This window comes from Streptomyces katrae (assembly GCF_002028425.1).
In the GTDB taxonomy this organism is placed as follows: Bacteria; Actinomycetota; Actinomycetes; order Streptomycetales; family Streptomycetaceae; genus Streptomyces; species Streptomyces katrae_A.
Genome location: NZ_CP020042.1, coordinates 5606386 through 5625299 on the forward strand (window position 1 = coordinate 5606386; position 18914 = coordinate 5625299).

Consider the following 18914-nt stretch of genomic DNA (forward strand, 5'->3'; position numbering starts at 1 on the left):
GATGCCGACGGCCGAGGAGGACCGGGCCAGCAGACGGCTGGCCCGGTGCGTGGCGCACCTGCTGCGCCACGCACCGCACCAGGTCGTCGCCGCCCTCCTCGACCGGCTCGACGAGCCCGTCCGCAAGTACCTGTGCCGCGACGAGTGGCTGCCCGCCGCCGCCGTCACCCTGCTGCTGCGCCACGGCACCGACGCCGACCGGCACTACATCACCCGCAACCCGCACGTGGTGGGCCGCCCCCTGCCCGGCCCCGCGCGGTACGCCGCCCGGCCCGGGCCCGGCCCGGAACTGCTCGCCGAGGTGGGCCCCGGCCCCTTCACCACCGACCAGCTGACCGCCCTGCTGCGCCGCCACGGCCGCCGCCCCCGGATCCCGCTCACCCTGCTGCGCATGCCGCACGACCTCGACCCCGGACGGCTGCTGCGCGCCCACGCCCGCACCCCGCTGCCGGCCGGCGCCGTCGAAGCCCTGCTCCTCGCGGGCGGCCTCACCCGCGCGGAGTGCCTCGCCCTGCTCGACGCGCGCGCCGGACAGCCCTACGGGCGCCACTGGTACCGGCCCGCCGTCCGCGCCGTCCGCATGGGCCTGCTGACCTGCGACGAGCTCGTCGCCCACACCGCCCCGGCCGCCCGCACCCTGCTGCTCGGCCACCTCCCCGTCACCTCCGGCCTGCGCTGGAGCCTGCCCGAGCAGGCCGAGATGCAGTCGGCCGTCCACCGCGCCCTGCGCCCCCTGCTCGGCGAGGACCCCCGGCTGTGGGCCGAGCTGCCCCGCCGCGCCGCCGCCTTCCCCGGCACCCTGCCCGAGCTGGCCGCCGCGCTCGCCGCCGGCAGCCCGGCCGCGCCCGGTGCCGTACGGCACGACCCGGCCCTGGCCCGCGCCGTACGCCACCTCGCGCCCGAGACGGCCCCCGCCGAGCCGTCCGGGGCCTGGGAGCGCGAGCTGGCCCTGGTCAGCCTCGCCGTGCCGATGGACACCGCCGCCGAGGACGTCCGCTGGGTGCGCGACTGCCTCGACCGCTCCCTGCTCACCGGCGCCGACGTCATCCGGCACAAGGTCCCCGCCTGCTGGGCGCTGGACGAGGACCAGTGGCTCGGCGACATCGGCCACCCCGACCGCCACGACCGGCCCGCCGCCGTCCTCGCCGCCCGTGCCGAGGCCGACCGGCTCTTCGACGCGGCCCTCGGCGACGACCCGCAGGCCTGGTGGCGCGCCGCCCGCGCCCTGCCCGACTTCGCCGGCACCCTCCCCGAACTCCTCGCCCGGGTCACGGACGGGGACTCCGTGTCCAAACGCCCCTGAGGAGCGGCAACAATGGGGGGCATGAGCGACAGTCCAGCCCCCCTCGCCGACCCGCACCTCCTCTTCGACGCCGCGGCCGGCCGCCGGGACATCGTCATCCTCGGGTCGACCGGGTCCATCGGCACCCAGGCCATCGACCTCGCCCTGCGCAACCCGGACCGCTTCCGGGTCACCGCGCTCTCCGCCGCGGGCGGCCGCACCGCCCTCCTGGCGGAGCAGGCCCGGACCCTGCGGGTGCAGACCGTGGCCGTCGCCCGGGAGGACGCCGTGCCGGCCCTGAAGGAGGCGCTGAGCGCCGCGTACGGGCCCTCCGAGCCGCTGCCCGAGATCCTCGCCGGACCCGACGCGGCGACCGAACTCGCCGCCTCCCCCTGCCACACCGTCCTCAACGGCATCACCGGCTCCATCGGCCTCGCGCCCACCCTCGCCGCGCTCCGCGCGGGCCGGACCCTCGCGCTGGCCAACAAGGAGTCGCTGATCGTCGGCGGCCCGCTGGTCAAGGCGCTCGCCGCACCGGGGCAGATCATCCCCGTGGACTCCGAGCACGCGGCGCTCTTCCAGGCCCTCGCCGCCGGCACCCGCGCCGACGTGCGCAAGCTGGTCGTCACCGCCTCCGGCGGCCCCTTCCGCGGCCGCACCCGGGCGGAGCTGGCCTCCGTCACCGTCCAGGACGCCCTCGCACACCCCACCTGGGCCATGGGCCCGGTGATCACGGTCAACTCGGCCACCCTGGTCAACAAGGGGCTGGAGGTCATCGAGGCGCACCTGCTCTACGACATCCCCTTCGACCGCATCGAGGTCGTGGTCCACCCCCAGTCGTACGTGCACTCCATGGTCGAGTTCTCGGACGGCTCCACCCTCGCCCAGGCCACCCCGCCCGACATGCGCGGCCCCATCGCGATCGGCCTCGGCTGGCCCCAGCGGGTCCCCGACGCGGCCCCCGCCTTCGACTGGACCAAGGCATCCACCTGGGAGTTCTTCCCCCTGGACACCGAGGCCTTCCCCTCCGTGGGCCTCGCCCGGCACGTCGGCACCCTGGGCGGTACTGCCCCCGCCGTGTTCAACGCCGCGAACGAGGAATGCGTCGAGGCCTTCCTCGGCGGCCGGCTGCCGTTCACAGCAATCATGGATACGGTCTCCGCAGTGGTCGATGAGCACGGGACGCCGCGGACGGGAACTTCCCTCACCGTCCAGGACGTCCTCGAAGCGGAGACCTGGGCCAGGGCCCGGGCACGGGAGATGGCGGCGCGGGCCGCCGTGGAGGCGGGCGCATGACGGCTTTGATGACGGTACTCGGGGTCGTGCTCTTCGCGTTCGGCCTGCTGGTCTCCATCGCCTGGCACGAGCTCGGCCACCTCTCCACGGCCAAGCTGTTCGGCATCCGGGTGCCGCAGTACATGGTCGGCTTCGGGCCGACCATCTGGTCGCGCAGGAAGGGCGAGACCGAGTACGGCATCAAGGCCATCCCGATGGGCGGCTACATCCGCATGATCGGGATGTTCCCGCCCGGCGACGACGGCCGGGTCACCGCCCGCTCGACCTCGCCGTTCCGGTCGATGATCGAGGACGCCCGGTCGGCCGCGTACGAGGAGCTCCAGCCCGGCGACGAGAGCCGGCTCTTCTACACGCGCCGGCCCTGGAAGCGCGTCATCGTGATGTTCGCCGGCCCGTTCATGAACCTGGTCCTGGCCGTGGCGATCTTCCTCACCACGCTGATGACCTTCGGGCTGAACACCCAGACCACCGTCGTCAGCTCGGTCTCCGACTGCGTCATCCAGCAGAGCGAGAAGCGCGACAAGTGCGCCGCGGGCGACCCGGCCGCCCCGGCCAAGGCCGCCGGACTCCAGGCACAGGACAAGATCGTCGCCTTCAACGGCCGCCCGGTGAGCGACTGGTCCGTCCTCCAGAAGGACATCCGCGCCACCGTCGGCCCCGCCGTGATCACCGTCGAGCGGGCCGGCAAGCGCCTCGACCTGCACGCCAACCTGATCGAGAACAAGGTCGCCAAGACCGACGCCGCCGGCCGCTACGTCAAGGACCAGTACGTCACCGCAGGCTTCCTCGGCTTCGCCCCCGCCGTCGGCTACGTCCCGCAGACCTTCGGCCAGTCCGTCAGCCGCATGGGCGAGATGATGGAGGCCGGAGTCCAGTCCCTCGTCGACCTCCCCGGCAAGGTCCCGGACCTGTGGAACGCCGCCTTCAACGGCGCCGAGCGCAAGCAGGACAGCCCCATGGGCGTCGTCGGCGCGGCCCGCGTGAGCAGCCAGATCTTCAACCTCGACATCCCCGCCCAGTACCAGCTGGTGTTCTTCCTCAACCTGCTGGCCGGGTTCAACCTGTCGCTGTTCCTGTTCAACATGCTCCCGCTGCTCCCGCTCGACGGCGGCCACATCGCCGGCGCCCTGTGGGAGTCCGTCCGCCGCACCGTGGCGAAGGTCTTCCGGCGCGCCGACCCCGGCCCCTTCGACGTGGCGAAGCTGATGCCCGCCGCGTACGTGGTCGCGGGCGTCTTCGTCTGCTTCACGCTGCTGGTGCTCGTCGCGGACGTGGTCAACCCGATCAAGATCAACTAGCGCGGGCGGCCGGCGCGGCCGGCACGCCGCCGTGACACCGGAGCCGGGCACGCACCGTGCCCGGCTCCCTACGTTCGGGTGGCGCCGCACCCTCGGATGCGTGGGGCACGCGCGCATTGGCGTAACCTCAAAGGCCGGAGCCCGCCGATCTCGGGACCTCGATCCACACCTTGGGGTTGCACAGCAGATGACTGCCATCTCTCTCGGAATGCCGTCCGTGCCGACGAAGCTTGCCGACCGCCGGGTCAGCCGCAAGATCCAGGTCGGCTCCGTGGCCGTCGGAGGCGACGCACCCGTCTCGGTGCAGTCGATGACCACCACCCGGACGTCCGACATCGGCGCGACGCTCCAGCAGATCGCCGAGCTGACCGCCTCCGGCTGCCAGATCGTCCGCGTCGCCTGCCCCACGCAGGACGACGCCGACGCGCTCGCCGTGATCGCCAAGAAGTCGCAGATCCCGGTCATCGCCGACATCCACTTCCAGCCCAAGTACGTGTTCGCCGCGATCGACGCCGGCTGTGCCGCCGTCCGCGTCAACCCGGGCAACATCAAGCAGTTCGACGACAAGGTCAAGGAGATCGCGAAGGCCGCCGGCGACGCGGGCACCCCGATCCGCATCGGCGTCAACGCCGGCTCCCTCGACGCCCGGCTGCTCAAGAAGTACGGCAAGGCCACCCCCGAGGCGCTGGTCGAGTCCGCGCTGTGGGAGGCCTCCCTCTTCGAGGAGCACGACTTCCGCGACATCAAGATCTCGGTCAAGCACAACGACCCGGTCGTCATGGTCGAGGCCTACCGCCAGCTCGCCGCCCAGTGCGACTACCCGCTGCACCTCGGCGTCACCGAGGCCGGCCCCGCCTTCCAGGGCACCATCAAGTCCGCCGTCGCCTTCGGCGCCCTGCTCTCCCAGGGCATCGGCGACACCATCCGCGTCTCGCTCTCCGCGCCCCCGGCCGAGGAGATCAAGGTCGGCATCCAGATCCTGGAGTCGCTCAACCTCCGCCAGCGCCGCCTGGAGATCGTCTCCTGCCCGTCCTGCGGCCGCGCCCAGGTCGACGTCTACAAGCTGGCCGAGGAGGTCACGGCGGGCCTGGACGGCATGACCGTGCCGCTGCGCGTCGCCGTCATGGGCTGCGTCGTCAACGGCCCCGGCGAGGCCCGCGAGGCCGACCTCGGCGTCGCCTCCGGCAACGGCAAGGGCCAGATCTTCGTCAAGGGCGAGGTCATCAAGACCGTCCCCGAGTCCAAGATCGTGGAGACCCTCATCGAGGAGGCCCTGAAGATCGCCGAGCAGATGGAGAAGGACGGGATCGCCTCCGGCGAGCCCAGCGTCGCCATCGGCGTCTGAGTTCTCCAGGCGCCTTCGGGCCCCGGCCCCGCACCCCGCCCAGGGGCCGGGGCCGGGGCCCTTTTCGTGACCTGGGGGACGCGGCATCCCCGCGCCCCGGCGGGTACAGTGCGGAGATCAGCAGACTTGCACCGTGAGGCCCCCGTGTTGACTCAGACAACCACCCGGGTCCTTGAGCCCAGTGATCTGGACGCCGCGCTCGCCATCCTCCGACGCGAGCCGGTCGAGAACGCCTTCGTCACCTCCCGGGTCCAGGTAGCCGGACTCGACCCCTGGCGCCTGGGCGGCGAGATGTGGGGCTGGTACTCCGGCGGCGAACTGCGCTCCCTGTGCTACGCGGGCGCCAACCTCGTCCCCGTCTGCGCCGGCCCCGAAGCGGTCCGCGCCTTCGCCGACCGGGCCCGCCGCACCGGCCGCCGCTGTTCCTCCATCGTCGGCCCCGCCGAGGCCACCCGGCTGCTGTGGCAGCTCCTGGAGCCCAGCTGGGGCCCCGCCCGCGACGTCCGCGCCCACCAGCCGCTCATGGCCACCGAGCAGCCGTCCGCGGAGGTCGCGCCCGACCCGCTCGTCCGCCGGATCCGCAAGGACGAGATGGACATGATCATGCCCGCCTGTGTGGCCATGTTCACCGAGGAGGTCGGCATCTCGCCCCTGGCCGGGGACGGCGGCCTGCTCTACCAGGCACGGGTCGCCGAGCTGGTCGGCAGCGGCCGCTCCTTCGCCCGCGTCGAGAACGGCAAGGTCGTCTTCAAGGCCGAGATCGGCGCCGCCACCGCCCAGGCCTGCCAGATCCAGGGCGTCTGGGTGGCCCCCGAGTTCCGCGGCCGGGGGCACTCCGAGAGCGGCATGGCAGCCGTCGTGGAGTTCGCGCTGCGGGACGTCGCGCCCGTGGTCAGCCTGTACGTCAACGACTTCAACACCGCCGCGCGGGCCGCCTACCGGCGGGTGGGGTTCCGCGAGGTGGGGGCGTTCATGAGCGTGCTGTTCTGAGCGGGTGAGCGCCCCGTTCGCGCGGCCCGGGCCGCCCGGGCGTGCGGGCGCGGATCCGGTGCGGGGGCGGCTGTGGCAACGCACCGCCGGGTGCGGCCGGTTTCGTCCGGGAAGCCGTACCGCAGCGGCCGTACCCCGCAGTATGGTCGGCCGCATGCTGCCTACCCACGGGGGCGACGACCCCGCACGGCCCGCCGGACTGCGCATCGGGCACCTCGACCTCGCCGGCCGCGTGGACGAGGCCCTGCGCGTGCAGGCCGTGGCCTTCGGGCTCAGCGAGGAGGAGGTCGGCATCCGGCGCTACATCGTCCAGCGCCACATGACCTGCCGCGGCGCCCGCGCGCTCGGCGCCTTCACCGACGACGGAGCCCTCGCCGGTTTCGTCTACGGGATGCCCAACGACCGTGCCCACTGGTGGTCCACGATCGTCGAGCCCTACCTGAGGGCCACCGGCACCGAGGACTGGCTCGACGGCTCCTTCGTGATCACCGAGCTGCACGTCCACCCCGGCTTCCAGGGCTGCGGAGTCGGCCGCGCGCTGATCACCCGGATCACCGACGGCGCCGAGGAGCCCCGCTCGATCCTCTCCGCCATCGACACCGACAGCCCGGCCCGCAGGCTCTACGGCACCCTCGGCTATCAGGACCTGGCCCGCAAGGTCCACTTCCCGAGCGCGAGCCTGCCGTACGCGGTCATGGGCGCGCAGCTGCCGCTGCGCCGGGGCTGAATTCGGTACCCGGGCACGGCAGGCCCGGATAGCCTCGCCGCATGTCAACGCAACACGTGCAGCGCATGTCCCGTCTGATGGCCAAGACCCTCCGGGAGGACCCGGCCGACGCCGAGACCCTCAGCCACCGCCTCCTCGTCCGCGCCGGCTACGTCCGGCGCAGCTCCGCGGGGGTGTGGACCTGGCTGCCGCTCGGCAAGAAGGTCCTCGACAGCGTCTCGCGCATCGTCCGCGAGGAGATGGACGCGATCGGGGCCCAGGAGGTGCTGCTGCCGGCGTTGCTGCCCAAGGAGCCGTACGAGGTCAGCGGCCGCTGGTCGGAGTACGGGGACCTGCTGTTCCGCCTCAAGGACCGCAAGGGCGCCGACTACCTGCTCGGACCCACCCACGAGGAGATCTTCACCCTCGTGGTGAAGGACCAGTGCACGTCCTACAAGGACCTGCCCGTGATGCTGTACCAGATCCAGACCAAGTACCGCGACGAGGCCCGGCCCCGGTCCGGGGTGCTGCGCGGGCGCGAGTTCCAGATGAAGGACTCGTACTCCTTCGACGTGACGGAGGAAGGACTGGCGGAGTCCTACCGGCTCCACCGCGAGGCGTACGTACGGATCTTCGAGCGGCTCGGGCTCGACCACCGGATCGTGTCGGCCGTGTCGGGTGCGATGGGCGGCTCGGCGTCGGAGGAGTTCCTGGCGCCGGCCGCGGCGGGCGAGGACACGTTCGTGGACTGCCCGGAGTGTGACTACGCGGCGAACACGGAGGCGGTGACCTTCGTGGCGGAGCCGGTCGCCGATGCCGGGGCCGGGTTCGGGCCGATGGAGGAGATCGCGACCCCGGACACGCCCACGATCGAGACCCTGGCCGCGCATCTGGGGGTTCCCGCTTCCGCCACGCTGAAGAACCTCCTGGTGAAGGTCGACGGGGAGATCACCGCCGTCGGCGTGCCCGGGGACCGGGAGGTGGACCTGGGCAAGCTCGGGGAGCACCTGGCCCCGGCGGTGGTGGAGCTGGTGACGGCCGAGGACTTCGCGGGGCGGCCCGATCTGGTACGCGGCTACGTGGGCCCGCAGGGCCTGGAGAAGGTGACCTATCTGGCCGACCCCCGGGTGGCACCGGGGACCGCCTGGGTGACCGGGGCCAACAAGGCCGACACGCACGCGCGGAACGTGGTCTGCGGGCGCGACTTCGAGGTGGACCGGTACCTGGACGTGGTCGTGGTGGAGCCGGGCGACCCCTGCCCGAAGTGCGGCGCGGGGCTGCGGCTGGACCGGGCGATCGAGATCGGGCACATCTTCCAGCTGGGCCGGAAGTACGCGGACGCCTTCGGGCTGGACGTGCTCGGCCCGCAGGGCAAGCCGGTGCGGGTCACCATGGGCTCGTACGGCATCGGTGTGTCCCGGGCGGTGGCCGCGCTGGCCGAGCAGACGGCCGACGCACGCGGGCTGTGCTGGCCGGCCGATGTGGCCCCGGCGGACGTGCACGTGGTGGCGGCGGGCAAGGCCGTCCCGCTGGCGCTGGCCGAGCGGGCGGCGGAGGCCCTGGCGGCCGCGGGGAAGCGGGTCCTGCTGGACGACCGGGCCGGGATCTCGCCGGGGGTGAAGCTCACGGACGCGGAGCTCATCGGCGTGCCCTGGATCCTGGTGGCGGGCCGCCGGTCGGCGGACGGGGTGGTCGAGCTCCAGGACCGGCGGACGGGGGAGCGGGTGGAACTGGCGCTGGAGGAGGCCCTGGGGCGGGTGGTGTAGGGAGCACCCCTGGCCCGCGCGAGTTGCCCCGGGGTTCCCCCGTCGGTCTCGTCGTCCTCACGCCGTCGGGGGGTCCTGGGCCGGGTCCGGGGCCGGGGGGTCTTCCAGCGGTGGGAGGGCGTCCCGGGGCGGAACGGCCAGGTCCAGCGGCGGCGGGGCGGCGTCCGGGGCGGGGGTGTCGGCCGGGGTCCGGGCCGTCGGGGCCGGGGTCGGGAGGGATTGCGGTGGGGCGGCGGGGGCCGCGGGGGGCGGGGCCGCGCGTTCCAGGAAGCGCAGGAGTTCCACCGGGAAGGGGAGGACGAGGGTGGAGTTCTTCTCCGCCGCGACCGCGATCACCGTCTGGAGGAGGCGCAGCTGGAGGGCGGCCGGCTGGTCCGACATCACCGCGGCCGCCTCGGCCAGCTTGTGCGAGGCCTGGAGCTCCGCGTCCGCGTTGATCACGCGGGCGCGGCGTTCGCGGTCCGCCTCCGCCTGGCGGGCCATCGAGCGCTTCATGGTCTCCGGGAGGGAGACGTCCTTGATCTCCACCCGGTCGATCTGGACGCCCCAGCCCATCGCCGGGCTGTCGATCATGAGCTCCAGGCCCTGGTTCAGCTTCTCGCGGTTCGACAGGAGGTCGTCGAGGTCGCTCTTGCCGATGATCGAGCGCAACGAGGTCTGCGCCATCTGGGAGACGGCGAAGCGGTAGTCCTCCACCGCGATGATCGCGCTCGCCGGGTCGACCACCTTGAAGTAGACGACCGCGTCCACGCGGACCGTGACGTTGTCCCGGGTGATGCCCTCCTGGGCCGGGATCGGGAGGGTGACGATCTGGAGGTTCACCTTGTGCAGGCGGTCCGCCACCGGAAGGATCATCGTGAAGCCGGGCGGCCGGACCCCCTCGCGGAGCCGCCCGAAGCGCAGGACGACGCCCCGCTCGTACTGCTTCACCACCCGTGCGGCAGCGCCCAGGTACACCGCTACGCCCGCGGCGGCGGCGATCCCCGCTGTCAGCAGTTGCTCGACCATGACGGCCCCCTGCCGGACATACACCTTTTACTAAGGTATGCCCTACAGCCAGGCCGCGAACTCCAGCAGGAGCTCCGCGTCCCGCCGCCGGCCGGCGGCCAGGGCGCGCACCCCGGACTCCACCGCCCGGAACACCGTCCAGCCCCGCAGCCGCTCCCGGTCCACCTCCAGGGAGTCGGCGAGCTTGTTCACCCGCCGGCGCGCCCCGGAAGCTCCCGTCGACGAGGCCACCTGGTCCTCCAGGCGGTCCCGCACCAGCCGGGCCAGGTCGTAGGCCCGCTCGCCGACCACCGGGTCCGGGCCCACCGTCAGCCAGGGCGCCCGTTCGCCCGCCAGCACCTTGCCCTGCCGGAAGTTCCCGTGCAGGAGGAGTTCCTCGGGCGGCTGCGCGGTCAGCTCCGTGCGCAGGGCCAGGGCGGTGTCGACGAGGGCCCGGGCCTCCGGGGGTGCCGAGCGCAGGGCCTCGGACTGCGCGGCCGTGCGTGCGGCCACCGTCTCGAAGGGGTGGCCGGCCGGCGGGCGCACCCAGAGGCGACGCAGCGTGCCGCAGGCCTCCAGCAGGGCCTTGGCCTCCGGGAGCGAACGCAGGGAGACGTCCGCGTGCAGCCGCTCCAGCAGGAGGGCGCCGTCGTCCTCGTGGTGGCGCGAGTCCAGCACCCGGACCGCACCGAAGCCGCCCCAGTGGGCCAGGGCGGCCAGTTCCCGGTCCGGCCGGGCGGCCGGCGGCGCCAGCTTCAGGGCCGCCGGGGTGCCGTCGGCGTAGCGGACCAGGATCACCAGGCTGCTGCGGCCGCCCGGGGCCAGGGCCCGCTGGGCCTCCACGTCCCGCCGCTCCAGCGCCTCCTTGGCGAGCTCGGGCAGCCGCTCCAGCCACTGCGTGTCCTGCGCTGTCCGCGGCAGCTCGCCGAGCGCCCGTACGAGCCGCTGCGGCGGTTCGAAAGCCATGCGTGCGTGATCCCTTTCAGCTGGTACGGGCCCCCTCCGAGCGTTCGGTGAGCCCAGGGAAGGCTACGCCGACACCGCGCCAGCGCGCCGCGCGCACGGCCGCGGCGCTCAGTGCGTCAGCCGCGTCGCGGCGCAACTGGCCGTCCGCCGCCCGGACGAGGTCCGAGTAGGCGCCCGCCACCCGGTCCTCGATGTCGGCGGCCAGCCGCTCGGCGTCGTCCGGGGAGCGCACCTCGAACGGCAGGGCGTACGCGGGCTCGGACGGCCGGGGCGCGCCACCCAGCTCCCGCACCGTCCGGGTGAGCCGGTCGCGGCGGGAGACGTGGTGGCCGTAGGCCTCGCGGGCCTCGGTGGCCCGGGCGGGCGCGATCCGGGCGCCGATGACCCCGTACCCGTAGGTCGCCGCGTGCTCGGCGGCCAGCGCCGCCTGGGCGGCCTGCAGGGCGCGGCCGCCGGGGGCGGGGGAGGGCTTCACGGCGGGGTTCACGAGGCGGCTCCCGGGTTCGAGGTCAGCAGGTAGGCGTGGACGGCCCCGCAGGCCGCCACCGAGGCCAGCATCCGGGCCAGCTCCCCGGGGGCCCCGGCCAGGGCGATGGTGCGGGCCTCCGACAGGCTGCGCTCGGCGTCCGCGAGCGCGCTCAGCGCCTCGGCCGGCTTCGCCGGGACCTCCGCCCGCCCGGCCGTCGGCACGCTCGGGGTGGGGGAGGCGGACGGGGAGGGGGACGCCGGCCGGGAGGGGGCCGGGCCGGCCTTCGGGGTGGTGAGGGCGAGGGCCTTGGCGTGTGCGGCGACGGCCGCCCGCAGCGGTGTCAGCCGTTCGGCCAGATCGGGGTGGACGGCCGCGGTGGCGTCGTAACGTTCCAGCAGCCGCTCGCTGTCACGGACGGCGCCCTCCCGCATCCGCCGTTCGAGTGAAACCGTCTGGTCCGCGCCGGCCGGGTGTCCCCCGCCGGAACACCCGGTGACCAGCGCGGACCCGGCCGCTGCGACGGCGGCTCCGGCGAGCACGCTCCTGCGTGAGGGCGAGGGCCTCGAAGGCAAGGTCCAGGGCACGGTGACGTCCTCGGGGTGATGACGGGACAAGGTGTGATCACGGTACCCGGGGGTCCGCCCGGCGGCGCGGACGGCAACACCCTCCGCGACCGGATACCCTTTGACCTGACACGCGACGGAAAACCACAACAGCACACGCGGCCGAGGAGTCACCCGGATGAGCACCACCCAGAGCGACAGGCTGCGCGGACTGCTGGAGCCGCTCGTCGCCGCCAAGGGCCTGGACCTCGAGGAGATCGAGCTTTCCAAGGCGGGCAGGCGCCGGATGCTGAGGATCGTCGTGGATTCCGACGAAGGCGTGGAGCTGGACGCCTGCGCCGAGCTGAGCCGTGAGGTCTCCGACGCGCTCGACGCCTCCGACGTGATGGGCGAGGACGAGTACGTCCTCGAAGTCAGCTCCCCGGGCGCGGACCGCCCCCTCAGCGAGCACCGCCACTACCTGCGGGCCACCGGCCGTCTCGTGAAGTTCCAGCTGACCGCCGAAGGCGGGGGCGGGGAACTGGTCGCCCGCATCCTCGGCGTCGACGACGAGGGCATGGACCTCGAAGTCCCGGGCGTGAAGGGCCGCAAGGCGACCGCCCGCCGCATCGCGTTCACCGACATCGCCAAGGCGCGTGTCGAGATCGAGTTCAACCGCAAGGACAAGAAGGAAGAGGAGGCGTAGCCGTGGACATCGACATGAGTGCCCTGCGGGGTCTGGTCCGGGAGAAGGAGATCTCCTTCGACCTGCTCGTCGAGGCGATCGAGTCGGCCCTCCTCATCGCGTACCACCGCACCGAGGGCAGCTTCCGCCGCGCCCGGGTGGTGCTGGACCGTACCAACGGCCACGTGGTCGTCTGGGCGACGGAGGACCCGCGCGATCTCGAGGAGGGGCAGGAGCCCAAGGAGTTCGACGACACCCCGTCGGACTTCGGCCGGATCGCCGCGACGACCGCCAAGCAGGTGATCCTCCAGCGTCTGCGCGACGCCGAGGACGACCTGACCTTCGGCGAGTTCGCCGGCCGTGAGGGCGACGTCATCACCGGCGTGGTGCAGCAGGGCAAGGACCCCAAGAACGTCCTGGTCGACATCGGCAAGCTGGAGGCCATCCTGCCGGTGCAGGAGCAGGTCCCCGGCGAGGAGTACCCGCACGGGCTCCGCCTGAAGGCGTACGTCGTGCGCGTGGCGAAGGGTGTCCGCGGCCCGTCCGTGACCCTGTCGCGCACCCACCCGAACCTGGTGAAGAAGCTCTTCGCCCTGGAGGTCCCGGAGATCGCCGACGGCAGCGTCGAGATCTCCGCGATCGCCCGCGAGGCCGGACACCGCACCAAGATCGCGGTCCGGTCCACCCGTTCGGGCCTGAACCCGAAGGGCGCCTGCATCGGCCCGATGGGCAGCCGCGTGCGCAACGTGATGGCCGAACTGCACGGCGAGAAGATCGACATCGTCGACTGGTCGGACGACCCGGCGGAGATGGTCGCGAACGCCCTGTCACCCGCTCGGGTGAGCAAGGTCGAGGTCGTCGACTGGGACTCGCGCTCCGCGCGGGTGACCGTCCCCGACTACCAGCTGTCGCTGGCCATCGGCAAGGAGGGCCAGAACGCCCGCCTCGCCGCGCGGCTCACCGGCTGGCGCATCGACATCCGGCCGGACACCGAGCCGGCGTCCGACGCGGACGCCGACCGGGACTGACCGGAAACGGCGCCCCCGGCGGGAATAAATGACTACCGGCCGACCGTTTCTGGCCGGTAGACAGGGGGGTCCTCGTTGTCCGAGGACCCTCGTGGATCACAACGACATCCGTTCGATTTTTCGCCTGAAGGGGTGAGGTCGGTACGGGGAGGTAGACTTAGGCGTGTCTGGCCGGACGCAAGCCCGCGCATGCCCCGAACGCACCTGTGTCGGGTGCCGGGAGCGAGCGGCCAAGAACGATCTGCTGCGCATCGTGGCGATCGGGGACGAATGCGTCCCCGATCCTCGCGGTACGCTGCCCGGCCGGGGTGCGTACGTGCACCCTGCCGTGGTCTGCCTCGACCAGGCGGTCCGCCGCCGGGCGTTCCCCCGGGCCCTGCGGTCCGCCGGACCGCTCGACACGGAGGGTCTGCGCACGGTCCTGGCAGACCGGGCCGTGGCGACACCGTAAGAAAGAAGTACGGCACGGATACCCCGTGCGGTCAGGTACCTCGCGAGTTGGAAGTAGGTCGAGATTGCGATGAGCACTCGATGAGTACGCGATGAGTACGCCCATGAAGTAGCGACGGTCCGGCGTAACCCGGACCTAAAAGGAGCGAAGTGGCTAAGGTCCGGGTATACGAACTCGCCAAGGAGTTCGGGGTTGAGAGCAAGGTCGTCATGGCCAAGCTCCAAGAACTCGGTGAATTCGTCCGTTCGGCGTCCTCGACGATCGAGGCGCCGGTTGTACGCAAGTTGACTGACGCACTGCAGGGGCCCGGCGGCAACGCCGGCAAGTCCGCTGCGAAGCCCGGCGCGCCCCGCAAGGCCGCGCCCGCCAAGCCCGCGGCGCCCTCCCCGGCGACCGCGGCACGTCCTGCCCCGAAGCCCGGCGCACCGGCCCCCAAGCCGGCCGCTGCCGAGGCCCCGGCGGCTCCCGCCCCGGTGACTCCGGCCGCTCCCGGCCCGCGTCCCGGCCCCAAGGCTCCGGCCGCCCCGAAGCCCGCTCCGGCGGCTCCCGTGGCGACCGAGTTCTCCGCGCCCCCGGCCGCCCCCGCGCGTCCGGCCGCGTCCCCCGGCCCCCGTCCGGCGCAGCAGCGTCCGGCCGGCCCGGGTCAGGGCGGCGCGCGTCCCGGCGCCCCGCGTCCGGCCGGCGCCACCCCCGGTGCCCAGGCCCCGCGTCCGGGTGCTCCGGCTCCGCGTCCGCAGGGCGCCCGTCCGGCCGGTCCCCGTCCGGGCAACAACCCGTTCACGTCCGGCGGCTCCACCGGTATGGCGCGCCCGCAGGCGCCCCGTCCGGCCGGCGCCCCGCGTCCCGGTGCCCCCGGCGCCGGCGGCCAGGGTGCCCCGCGTCCGCAGGGCGGCCCCGGCGGCGCCCCGCGCCCGCAGGGTCCCGGCGGCGCCCGTCCGACCCCGGGCGGCATGCCCCGTCCGCAGGGCGGCGCTCCGCGTCCGGCCCCGGGCGGCAACCGTCCGAACCCCGGCATGATGCCGCAGCGTCCCGCTGCCGGCGGTCCCGGTCCCCGTCCCGGCGGCGGTCCCCGCCCCGGTCCGGGCGGCGCAGGCCGTCCCGGCGGTCCGGGTCGTCCCGGCGGCGGCTTCGCCGGCCGTCCGGCCGGTCCGGGCTCGCGTCCGGCCGGTGGCGGCTTCGGCGGCCCGCGTCCGGGTGGCGGCGGCTTCGGCGGCGGCCCGGCCGGCGCCGGCGGCGGCGGTCGTCCCGGCTTCGGCGGTCGTCCCGGCGGCCCGGGTGCCCGTGGTGGCACGCAGGGTGCCTTCGGCCGTCCCGGCGGGCCCGCCCGTCGCGGTCGCAAGTCGAAGCGTCAGAGGCGCCAGGAGTACGAGGCCATGCAGGCCCCGTCCGTGGGCGGCGTGATGCTGCCCCGCGGCAACGGCGAGACCGTTCGCCTGTCGCGCGGTGCGTCCCTCACCGACTTCGCGGAGAAGATCAACGCCAACCCGGCGTCGCTGGTCGCGGTCATGATGAACCTCGGCGAGATGGTCACTGCCACGCAGTCCGTCTCCGACGAGACCCTCCAGCTCCTCGCCGACGAGATGAACTACACCGTTCAGATCGTCAGCCCGGAGGAGGAGGACCGCGAGCTGCTCGAGGGCTTCGACATCGAGTTCGGCGAGGACGAGGGCGGCGAGGAATTCCTCATGCCGCGTCCGCCGGTCGTGACCGTCATGGGTCACGTCGACCACGGTAAGACCCGCCTGCTCGACGCCATCCGCAAGACGAACGTCGTCGCGGGCGAGGCCGGTGGCATCACCCAGCACATCGGTGCCTACCAGGTCTCCACCCAGGTCAACGACGAAGACCGTCGCATCACCTTCATCGACACCCCGGGTCACGAGGCGTTCACCGCCATGCGTGCCCGTGGTGCCAAGTCGACCGACATCGCGATCCTCGTGGTCGCGGCCAACGACGGCGTCATGCCGCAGACGATCGAGGCGCTCAACCACGCCAAGGCCGCCGGCGTCCCGATCGTCGTCGCGGTCAACAAGATCGACGTCGAGGGTGCCGACCCGGTCAAGGTGCGCGGTCAGCTCACCGAGTTCGGTCTGGTCGCCGAGGAGTACGGCGGCGACACGATGTTCGTCGACATCTCCGCCAAGCAGGGTCTGCACATCGACTCCCTGCTGGAGGCCGTCGTCCTCACCGCCGACGCCTCCCTCGACCTGCGCGCCAACCCCGAGCAGGACGCTCAGGGTATTGCGATCGAGTCCCACCTCGACCGTGGCCGCGGTGCCGTCGCCACCGTCCTCGTTCAGCGCGGTACCCTCCGCGTCGGCGACACGATGGTCGTGGGCGACGCCTACGGCCGCGTGCGCGCCATGCTCGACGACAAGGGCAACAACGTCGAGGAAGCGGGTCCGTCGACCCCCGTCCTGGTCCTGGGTCTCACCAACGTCCCCGGCGCCGGCGACAACTTCCTCGTCGTCGACGAGGACCGCACCGCCCGTCAGATCGCCGAGAAGCGTGCTGCGCGTGAGCGCAACGCCAACTTCGCCAAGCGCGTCCGCCGGGTGTCCCTGGAAGACCTCGACTCGGTCCTCAAGGCCGGTCTGGTCCAGGAACTCAACCTCATCATCAAGGGCGACGCGTCCGGTGCGGTCGAGGCCCTCGAGTCCTCGCTGCTCCAGCTCGACGTCGGTGAAGAGGTCGACATCCGCGTCCTGCACCGCGGTGTGGGTGCGGTCACCGAGTCGGACATCTCGCTGGCGATGGGCTCCGACGCCATCGTCATCGGTTACAACGTCCGTGCGGCCGGCCGTGCCGCGCAGATGGCGGACCGCGAGGGCGTCGACGTCCGGTACTACTCGGTGATCTACCAGGCCATCGAGGAGATCGAGGCGGCCCTGAAGGGTCTGCTCAAGCCGGAGTACGAAGAGGTCGAGCTCGGCACGGCGGAGATCCGCGAGATCTTCCGCTCGTCCAAGCTGGGCAACATCGCCGGTGTCCTGGTCCGCTCGGGCGAGGTCAAGCGCAACACCAAGGCGCGGCTCCTGCGCGATGGCAAGGTCATCGCCGAGAACCTCACCATCTCGGGTCTGCGCCGCTTCAAGGACGACGTCACCGAGATCCGCGAAGGCTTCGAGGGCGGTATCAACCTCGGCTCCTTCAACGACATCAAGATCGACGACGTCATCGCGACGTACGAGATGCGCGAGAAGCCCCGCGCGTAAGCGCGAGGCGGTTCGCACCGTGTCGTAGGCAGCTGTAACACCGGGGCCGGTCGGCGGAATATCCGTCGATCGGCCCCGGCCGTTGCGTGTACGGTTCTGGTGACCCTGCCGAGCGACGGCCGGCAGGCCACCGAACCCGCACCGGCGGGATATCCGGAACTGCATGTACGTGGGGACTCTGTCCTTCGATCTGCTCCTCGGCGACGTCCATTCGCTGAAGGAGAAACGCTCCGTCGTCCGGCCCATCGTCGCCGAGCTCCAGCGCAAGTTCGCCGTGAGCGCGGCCGAGGTGGGCGACCAGGACCTGCACCGCAGGGCCCGCATAGGGGTCGCCCTGGTGAGCGGGGACGCGGGGTTCGTATCGGACGTACTGGACCGCTGCGAGCGGCTGGTCGCGGCGCGTCCGGAAGTGGAGCTGCTGTCCGTCAGGCGGCGGTTCCACGGTGATGAAGACTGATTGCTTGTCTGCAAGGAAGAAGGAGACGGACCAGTGGCCGACAATGCGCGGGCGAAGAAGCTGGCGGACCTCATCCGGGAGGTGGTGGCGCAGAAGCTGCAGCGTGGAGTCAAGGACCCCCGCCTCGGCACGCACGTGACCATCACCGACACCCGGGTCACCGGCGACCTGCGGGAGGCCACGGTCTTCTACACGGTCTACGGCGACGACGAGGACCGGGCCAGCGCGGCAGCGGGCCTGGAGAGCGCCAAGGGCGTACTGCGTTCCGCGGTCGGCCGGGCGGCGGGGACCAAGTTCACGCCCACCCTGACCTTCGTCGCGGACGCCCTCCCGGAGAACGCCAAGACCATCGAGGACCTCCTCGACAAGGCGCGCGCCTCCGACGCCCAGGTGCGCGAGGTCTCCTCCGGCGCCCAGTACGCCGGTGAGGCCGACCCGTACAAGAAGCCCGATGAGGACTCCGACGACTCCGAGGACACAGCCGCGGAATGAGCACCAACGCAGGGAAGACTCCGGACGGCCTTGTCATCGTCGACAAGCCGTCCGGCTTCACTTCGCACGACGTGGTCGCCAAGATGCGCGGGATCGCCAAGACCCGCCGCGTCGGCCACGCCGGCACCCTCGACCCCATGGCGACGGGCGTGCTCGTCCTCGGCGTCGAGAAGGCCACCAAGCTCCTCGGCCACCTCGCGCTGACCGAGAAGGAATACCTCGGGACGATCCGCCTCGGGCAGTACACCCTCACGGACGACGCCGAGGGCGAGATCACCCGGTCCGCCGACGCCTCCGGGGTCACCCGGGAGGCCGTCGACGCGGGCATCGCCAAGCTGACCGGCGACATCATGCAGGTCCCGTCCAAGGTCAGCGCCATCAAGATCAAGGGCGTGCGCTCCTACAAGCGCGCCCGCGACGGCGAGGACTTCGAGATCCCGGCCCGCCCGGTGACCATCTCGTCGTTCCAGGTGTACGACATGCGGGAGGCGGAGGCCGAGGACGGCACCAAGGTCGTCGACCTGGTCGTCTCCGTCGTCTGCTCCAGCGGCACCTACATCCGGGCCCTCGCCCGCGACCTGGGCGCCGACCTGGGCGTCGGCGGCCACCTCACGGCGCTGCGGCGCACCCGGGTGGGCCCGTACAAGCTCGACAAGGCGCGCACGCTGGACCAGCTCCAGGAGGAGCTGACCGTCATGCCGATCGGCGAGGCGGCCGCGGCCGCGTTCGCGCGCTGGGACCTGGACGCCCGGCGGGCCTCGCTGCTCGCCAACGGCGTGCGGATCGAGATGCCCGACGAGTACCAGGACGGCCGCACCGTGGCCGTCTACGGGCCCCAGGGCCAGCTGCTCGGGCTCGTGGAGAGCAAGGGCGGCAAGGCGAAGTCCCTGGCGGTCTTCGTCTGAGCAGCCGCCGTCCGGGAGGCTCCTCGTCCGACGT

The 18914-nt window shown here is 72.7% G+C and carries 18 protein-coding genes; 14 read left to right on the plus strand and 4 right to left on the minus strand.

Annotated elements, in window-relative coordinates:
• Position 1 precedes the first annotated feature (1 nt).
• From B4U46_RS25745 to B4U46_RS25775, 7 genes are all read left to right on the plus strand, one after another.
• On the plus strand, positions 2 to 1303 hold the full coding sequence (locus tag B4U46_RS25745; protein ID WP_079430042.1) for a hypothetical protein: 1302 nt from the start codon (positions 2 to 4) through the stop codon (positions 1301 to 1303).
• Positions 1304 to 1315: 12 nt separating this feature from the next.
• Positions 1316 to 2578, plus strand: a complete 1263-nt coding sequence (dxr, locus tag B4U46_RS25750; protein WP_185117169.1) for a 1-deoxy-D-xylulose-5-phosphate reductoisomerase — start codon at positions 1316 to 1318, stop codon at positions 2576 to 2578.
• Positions 2575 to 3876: a M50 family metallopeptidase gene (locus tag B4U46_RS25755; RefSeq protein ID WP_079430043.1), complete on the plus strand. Its 1302-nt coding sequence runs from the start codon at positions 2575 to 2577 to the stop codon at positions 3874 to 3876. The genes dxr and B4U46_RS25755 overlap by 4 nt, the downstream gene beginning before the upstream one ends.
• 187 nt (positions 3877 to 4063) lie before the next feature.
• Positions 4064 to 5221, plus strand: coding sequence for a flavodoxin-dependent (E)-4-hydroxy-3-methylbut-2-enyl-diphosphate synthase (gene ispG / locus B4U46_RS25760; RefSeq protein WP_079430044.1), 1158 nt, complete (start codon positions 4064 to 4066; stop codon positions 5219 to 5221).
• A 144-nt stretch (positions 5222 to 5365) separates the two neighbouring features.
• Positions 5366 to 6211 (plus strand): GNAT family N-acetyltransferase, encoded by an 846-nt coding sequence (locus tag B4U46_RS25765; RefSeq protein WP_185117168.1) that lies wholly within the window; start codon positions 5366 to 5368, stop codon positions 6209 to 6211.
• A 154-nt stretch (positions 6212 to 6365) separates the two neighbouring features.
• Complete coding sequence (locus B4U46_RS25770) at positions 6366 to 6938, plus strand: GNAT family N-acetyltransferase (protein ID WP_079431979.1); 573 nt, start codon at positions 6366 to 6368, stop codon at positions 6936 to 6938.
• A gap of 41 nt (positions 6939 to 6979) precedes the next feature.
• Complete coding sequence (locus B4U46_RS25775) at positions 6980 to 8683, plus strand: proline--tRNA ligase (protein ID WP_079430046.1); 1704 nt, start codon at positions 6980 to 6982, stop codon at positions 8681 to 8683.
• 57 nt (positions 8684 to 8740) lie between these two features.
• On the opposite strand, the gene B4U46_RS25780 is transcribed toward B4U46_RS25775, so the two are convergent.
• The 4 genes from B4U46_RS25780 to B4U46_RS37555 are packed head-to-tail and all read right to left on the minus strand — an operon-like array spanning position 8741 to position 11644.
• Complete coding sequence (locus tag B4U46_RS25780) at positions 8741 to 9691, minus strand: slipin family protein (RefSeq protein ID WP_237293126.1); 951 nt, start codon at positions 9689 to 9691, stop codon at positions 8741 to 8743.
• 42 nt (positions 9692 to 9733) lie between these two features.
• Positions 9734 to 10636 carry an aminoglycoside phosphotransferase family protein gene (locus B4U46_RS25785; protein ID WP_079430047.1) on the minus strand — a complete coding sequence of 301 codons (903 nt, stop codon included), beginning with the start codon at positions 10634 to 10636 and terminating at the stop codon, positions 9734 to 9736.
• A 16-nt stretch (positions 10637 to 10652) separates the two neighbouring features.
• Positions 10653 to 11123, minus strand: coding sequence for a ferritin-like domain-containing protein (locus B4U46_RS25790; protein WP_167747607.1), 471 nt, complete (start codon positions 11121 to 11123; stop codon positions 10653 to 10655).
• Complete coding sequence (locus B4U46_RS37555; protein WP_159402124.1) at positions 11120 to 11644, minus strand: hypothetical protein; 525 nt, start codon at positions 11642 to 11644, stop codon at positions 11120 to 11122. The genes B4U46_RS25790 and B4U46_RS37555 overlap by 4 nt, the downstream gene beginning before the upstream one ends.
• Before the next feature lie 202 nt (positions 11645 to 11846).
• Between B4U46_RS37555 and rimP the strand changes: the two genes are divergently transcribed.
• The 7 genes from rimP to truB all read left to right on the plus strand — a co-directional run bounded on the left by rimP (position 11847) and on the right by truB (position 18880).
• On the plus strand, positions 11847 to 12353 hold the full coding sequence (rimP, locus tag B4U46_RS25800) for a ribosome maturation factor RimP (RefSeq protein ID WP_079430050.1): 507 nt from the start codon (positions 11847 to 11849) through the stop codon (positions 12351 to 12353).
• Positions 12354 to 12355: 2 nt separating this feature from the next.
• Positions 12356 to 13360 carry a transcription termination factor NusA gene (gene nusA, locus B4U46_RS25805; RefSeq protein WP_079430051.1) on the plus strand — a complete coding sequence of 335 codons (1005 nt, stop codon included), beginning with the start codon at positions 12356 to 12358 and terminating at the stop codon, positions 13358 to 13360.
• 163 nt (positions 13361 to 13523) lie between these two features.
• Entirely contained in the window at positions 13524 to 13811 is a 288-nt protein-coding gene (locus B4U46_RS25810; protein WP_079430052.1) for a YlxR family protein, read from the plus strand.
• Between the two features lie 149 nt (positions 13812 to 13960).
• Positions 13961 to 17026 carry a translation initiation factor IF-2 gene (gene infB / locus B4U46_RS25815; protein WP_079430053.1) on the plus strand — a complete coding sequence of 1022 codons (3066 nt, stop codon included), beginning with the start codon at positions 13961 to 13963 and terminating at the stop codon, positions 17024 to 17026.
• Positions 17027 to 17189: 163 nt separating this feature from the next.
• On the plus strand, positions 17190 to 17483 hold the full coding sequence (locus tag B4U46_RS25820; RefSeq protein WP_079430054.1) for a DUF503 domain-containing protein: 294 nt from the start codon (positions 17190 to 17192) through the stop codon (positions 17481 to 17483).
• 33 nt (positions 17484 to 17516) lie between these two features.
• Complete coding sequence (gene rbfA / locus B4U46_RS25825) at positions 17517 to 17975, plus strand: 30S ribosome-binding factor RbfA (protein ID WP_079430055.1); 459 nt, start codon at positions 17517 to 17519, stop codon at positions 17973 to 17975.
• Positions 17972 to 18880 carry a tRNA pseudouridine(55) synthase TruB gene (truB, locus tag B4U46_RS25830; protein WP_079430056.1) on the plus strand — a complete coding sequence of 303 codons (909 nt, stop codon included), beginning with the start codon at positions 17972 to 17974 and terminating at the stop codon, positions 18878 to 18880. The genes rbfA and truB overlap by 4 nt, the downstream gene beginning before the upstream one ends.
• Positions 18881 to 18914 lie beyond the last annotated feature (34 nt).

What these genes read in the sequence shown, in the direction of transcription:
- B4U46_RS25745 (WP_079430042.1), top strand. Translation starts at nt 2, where the DNA reads ATGCCGACGGCCGAGGAGGACCGGGCCAGCAGACGGCTGGCCCGGTGC.
- dxr (WP_185117169.1), top strand. Translation starts at nt 1,316, where the DNA reads ATGGGGGGCATGAGCGACAGTCCAGCCCCCCTCGCCGACCCGCACCTC.
- B4U46_RS25755 (WP_079430043.1), top strand. Translation starts at nt 2,575, where the DNA reads ATGACGGCTTTGATGACGGTACTCGGGGTCGTGCTCTTCGCGTTCGGC.
- ispG (WP_079430044.1), top strand. Translation starts at nt 4,064, where the DNA reads ATGACTGCCATCTCTCTCGGAATGCCGTCCGTGCCGACGAAGCTTGCC.
- B4U46_RS25770 (WP_079431979.1), top strand. Translation starts at nt 6,366, where the DNA reads ATGCTGCCTACCCACGGGGGCGACGACCCCGCACGGCCCGCCGGACTG.
- B4U46_RS25775 (WP_079430046.1), top strand. Translation starts at nt 6,980, where the DNA reads ATGTCAACGCAACACGTGCAGCGCATGTCCCGTCTGATGGCCAAGACC.
- B4U46_RS25780 (WP_237293126.1), bottom strand. Translation starts at nt 9,691, where the DNA reads ATGGTCGAGCAACTGCTGACAGCGGGGATCGCCGCCGCCGCGGGCGTA.
- B4U46_RS25785 (WP_079430047.1), bottom strand. Translation starts at nt 10,636, where the DNA reads ATGGCTTTCGAACCGCCGCAGCGGCTCGTACGGGCGCTCGGCGAGCTG.
- rimP (WP_079430050.1), top strand. Translation starts at nt 11,847, where the DNA reads ATGAGCACCACCCAGAGCGACAGGCTGCGCGGACTGCTGGAGCCGCTC.
- B4U46_RS25820 (WP_079430054.1), top strand. Translation starts at nt 17,190, where the DNA reads ATGTACGTGGGGACTCTGTCCTTCGATCTGCTCCTCGGCGACGTCCAT.
- truB (WP_079430056.1), top strand. Translation starts at nt 17,972, where the DNA reads ATGAGCACCAACGCAGGGAAGACTCCGGACGGCCTTGTCATCGTCGAC.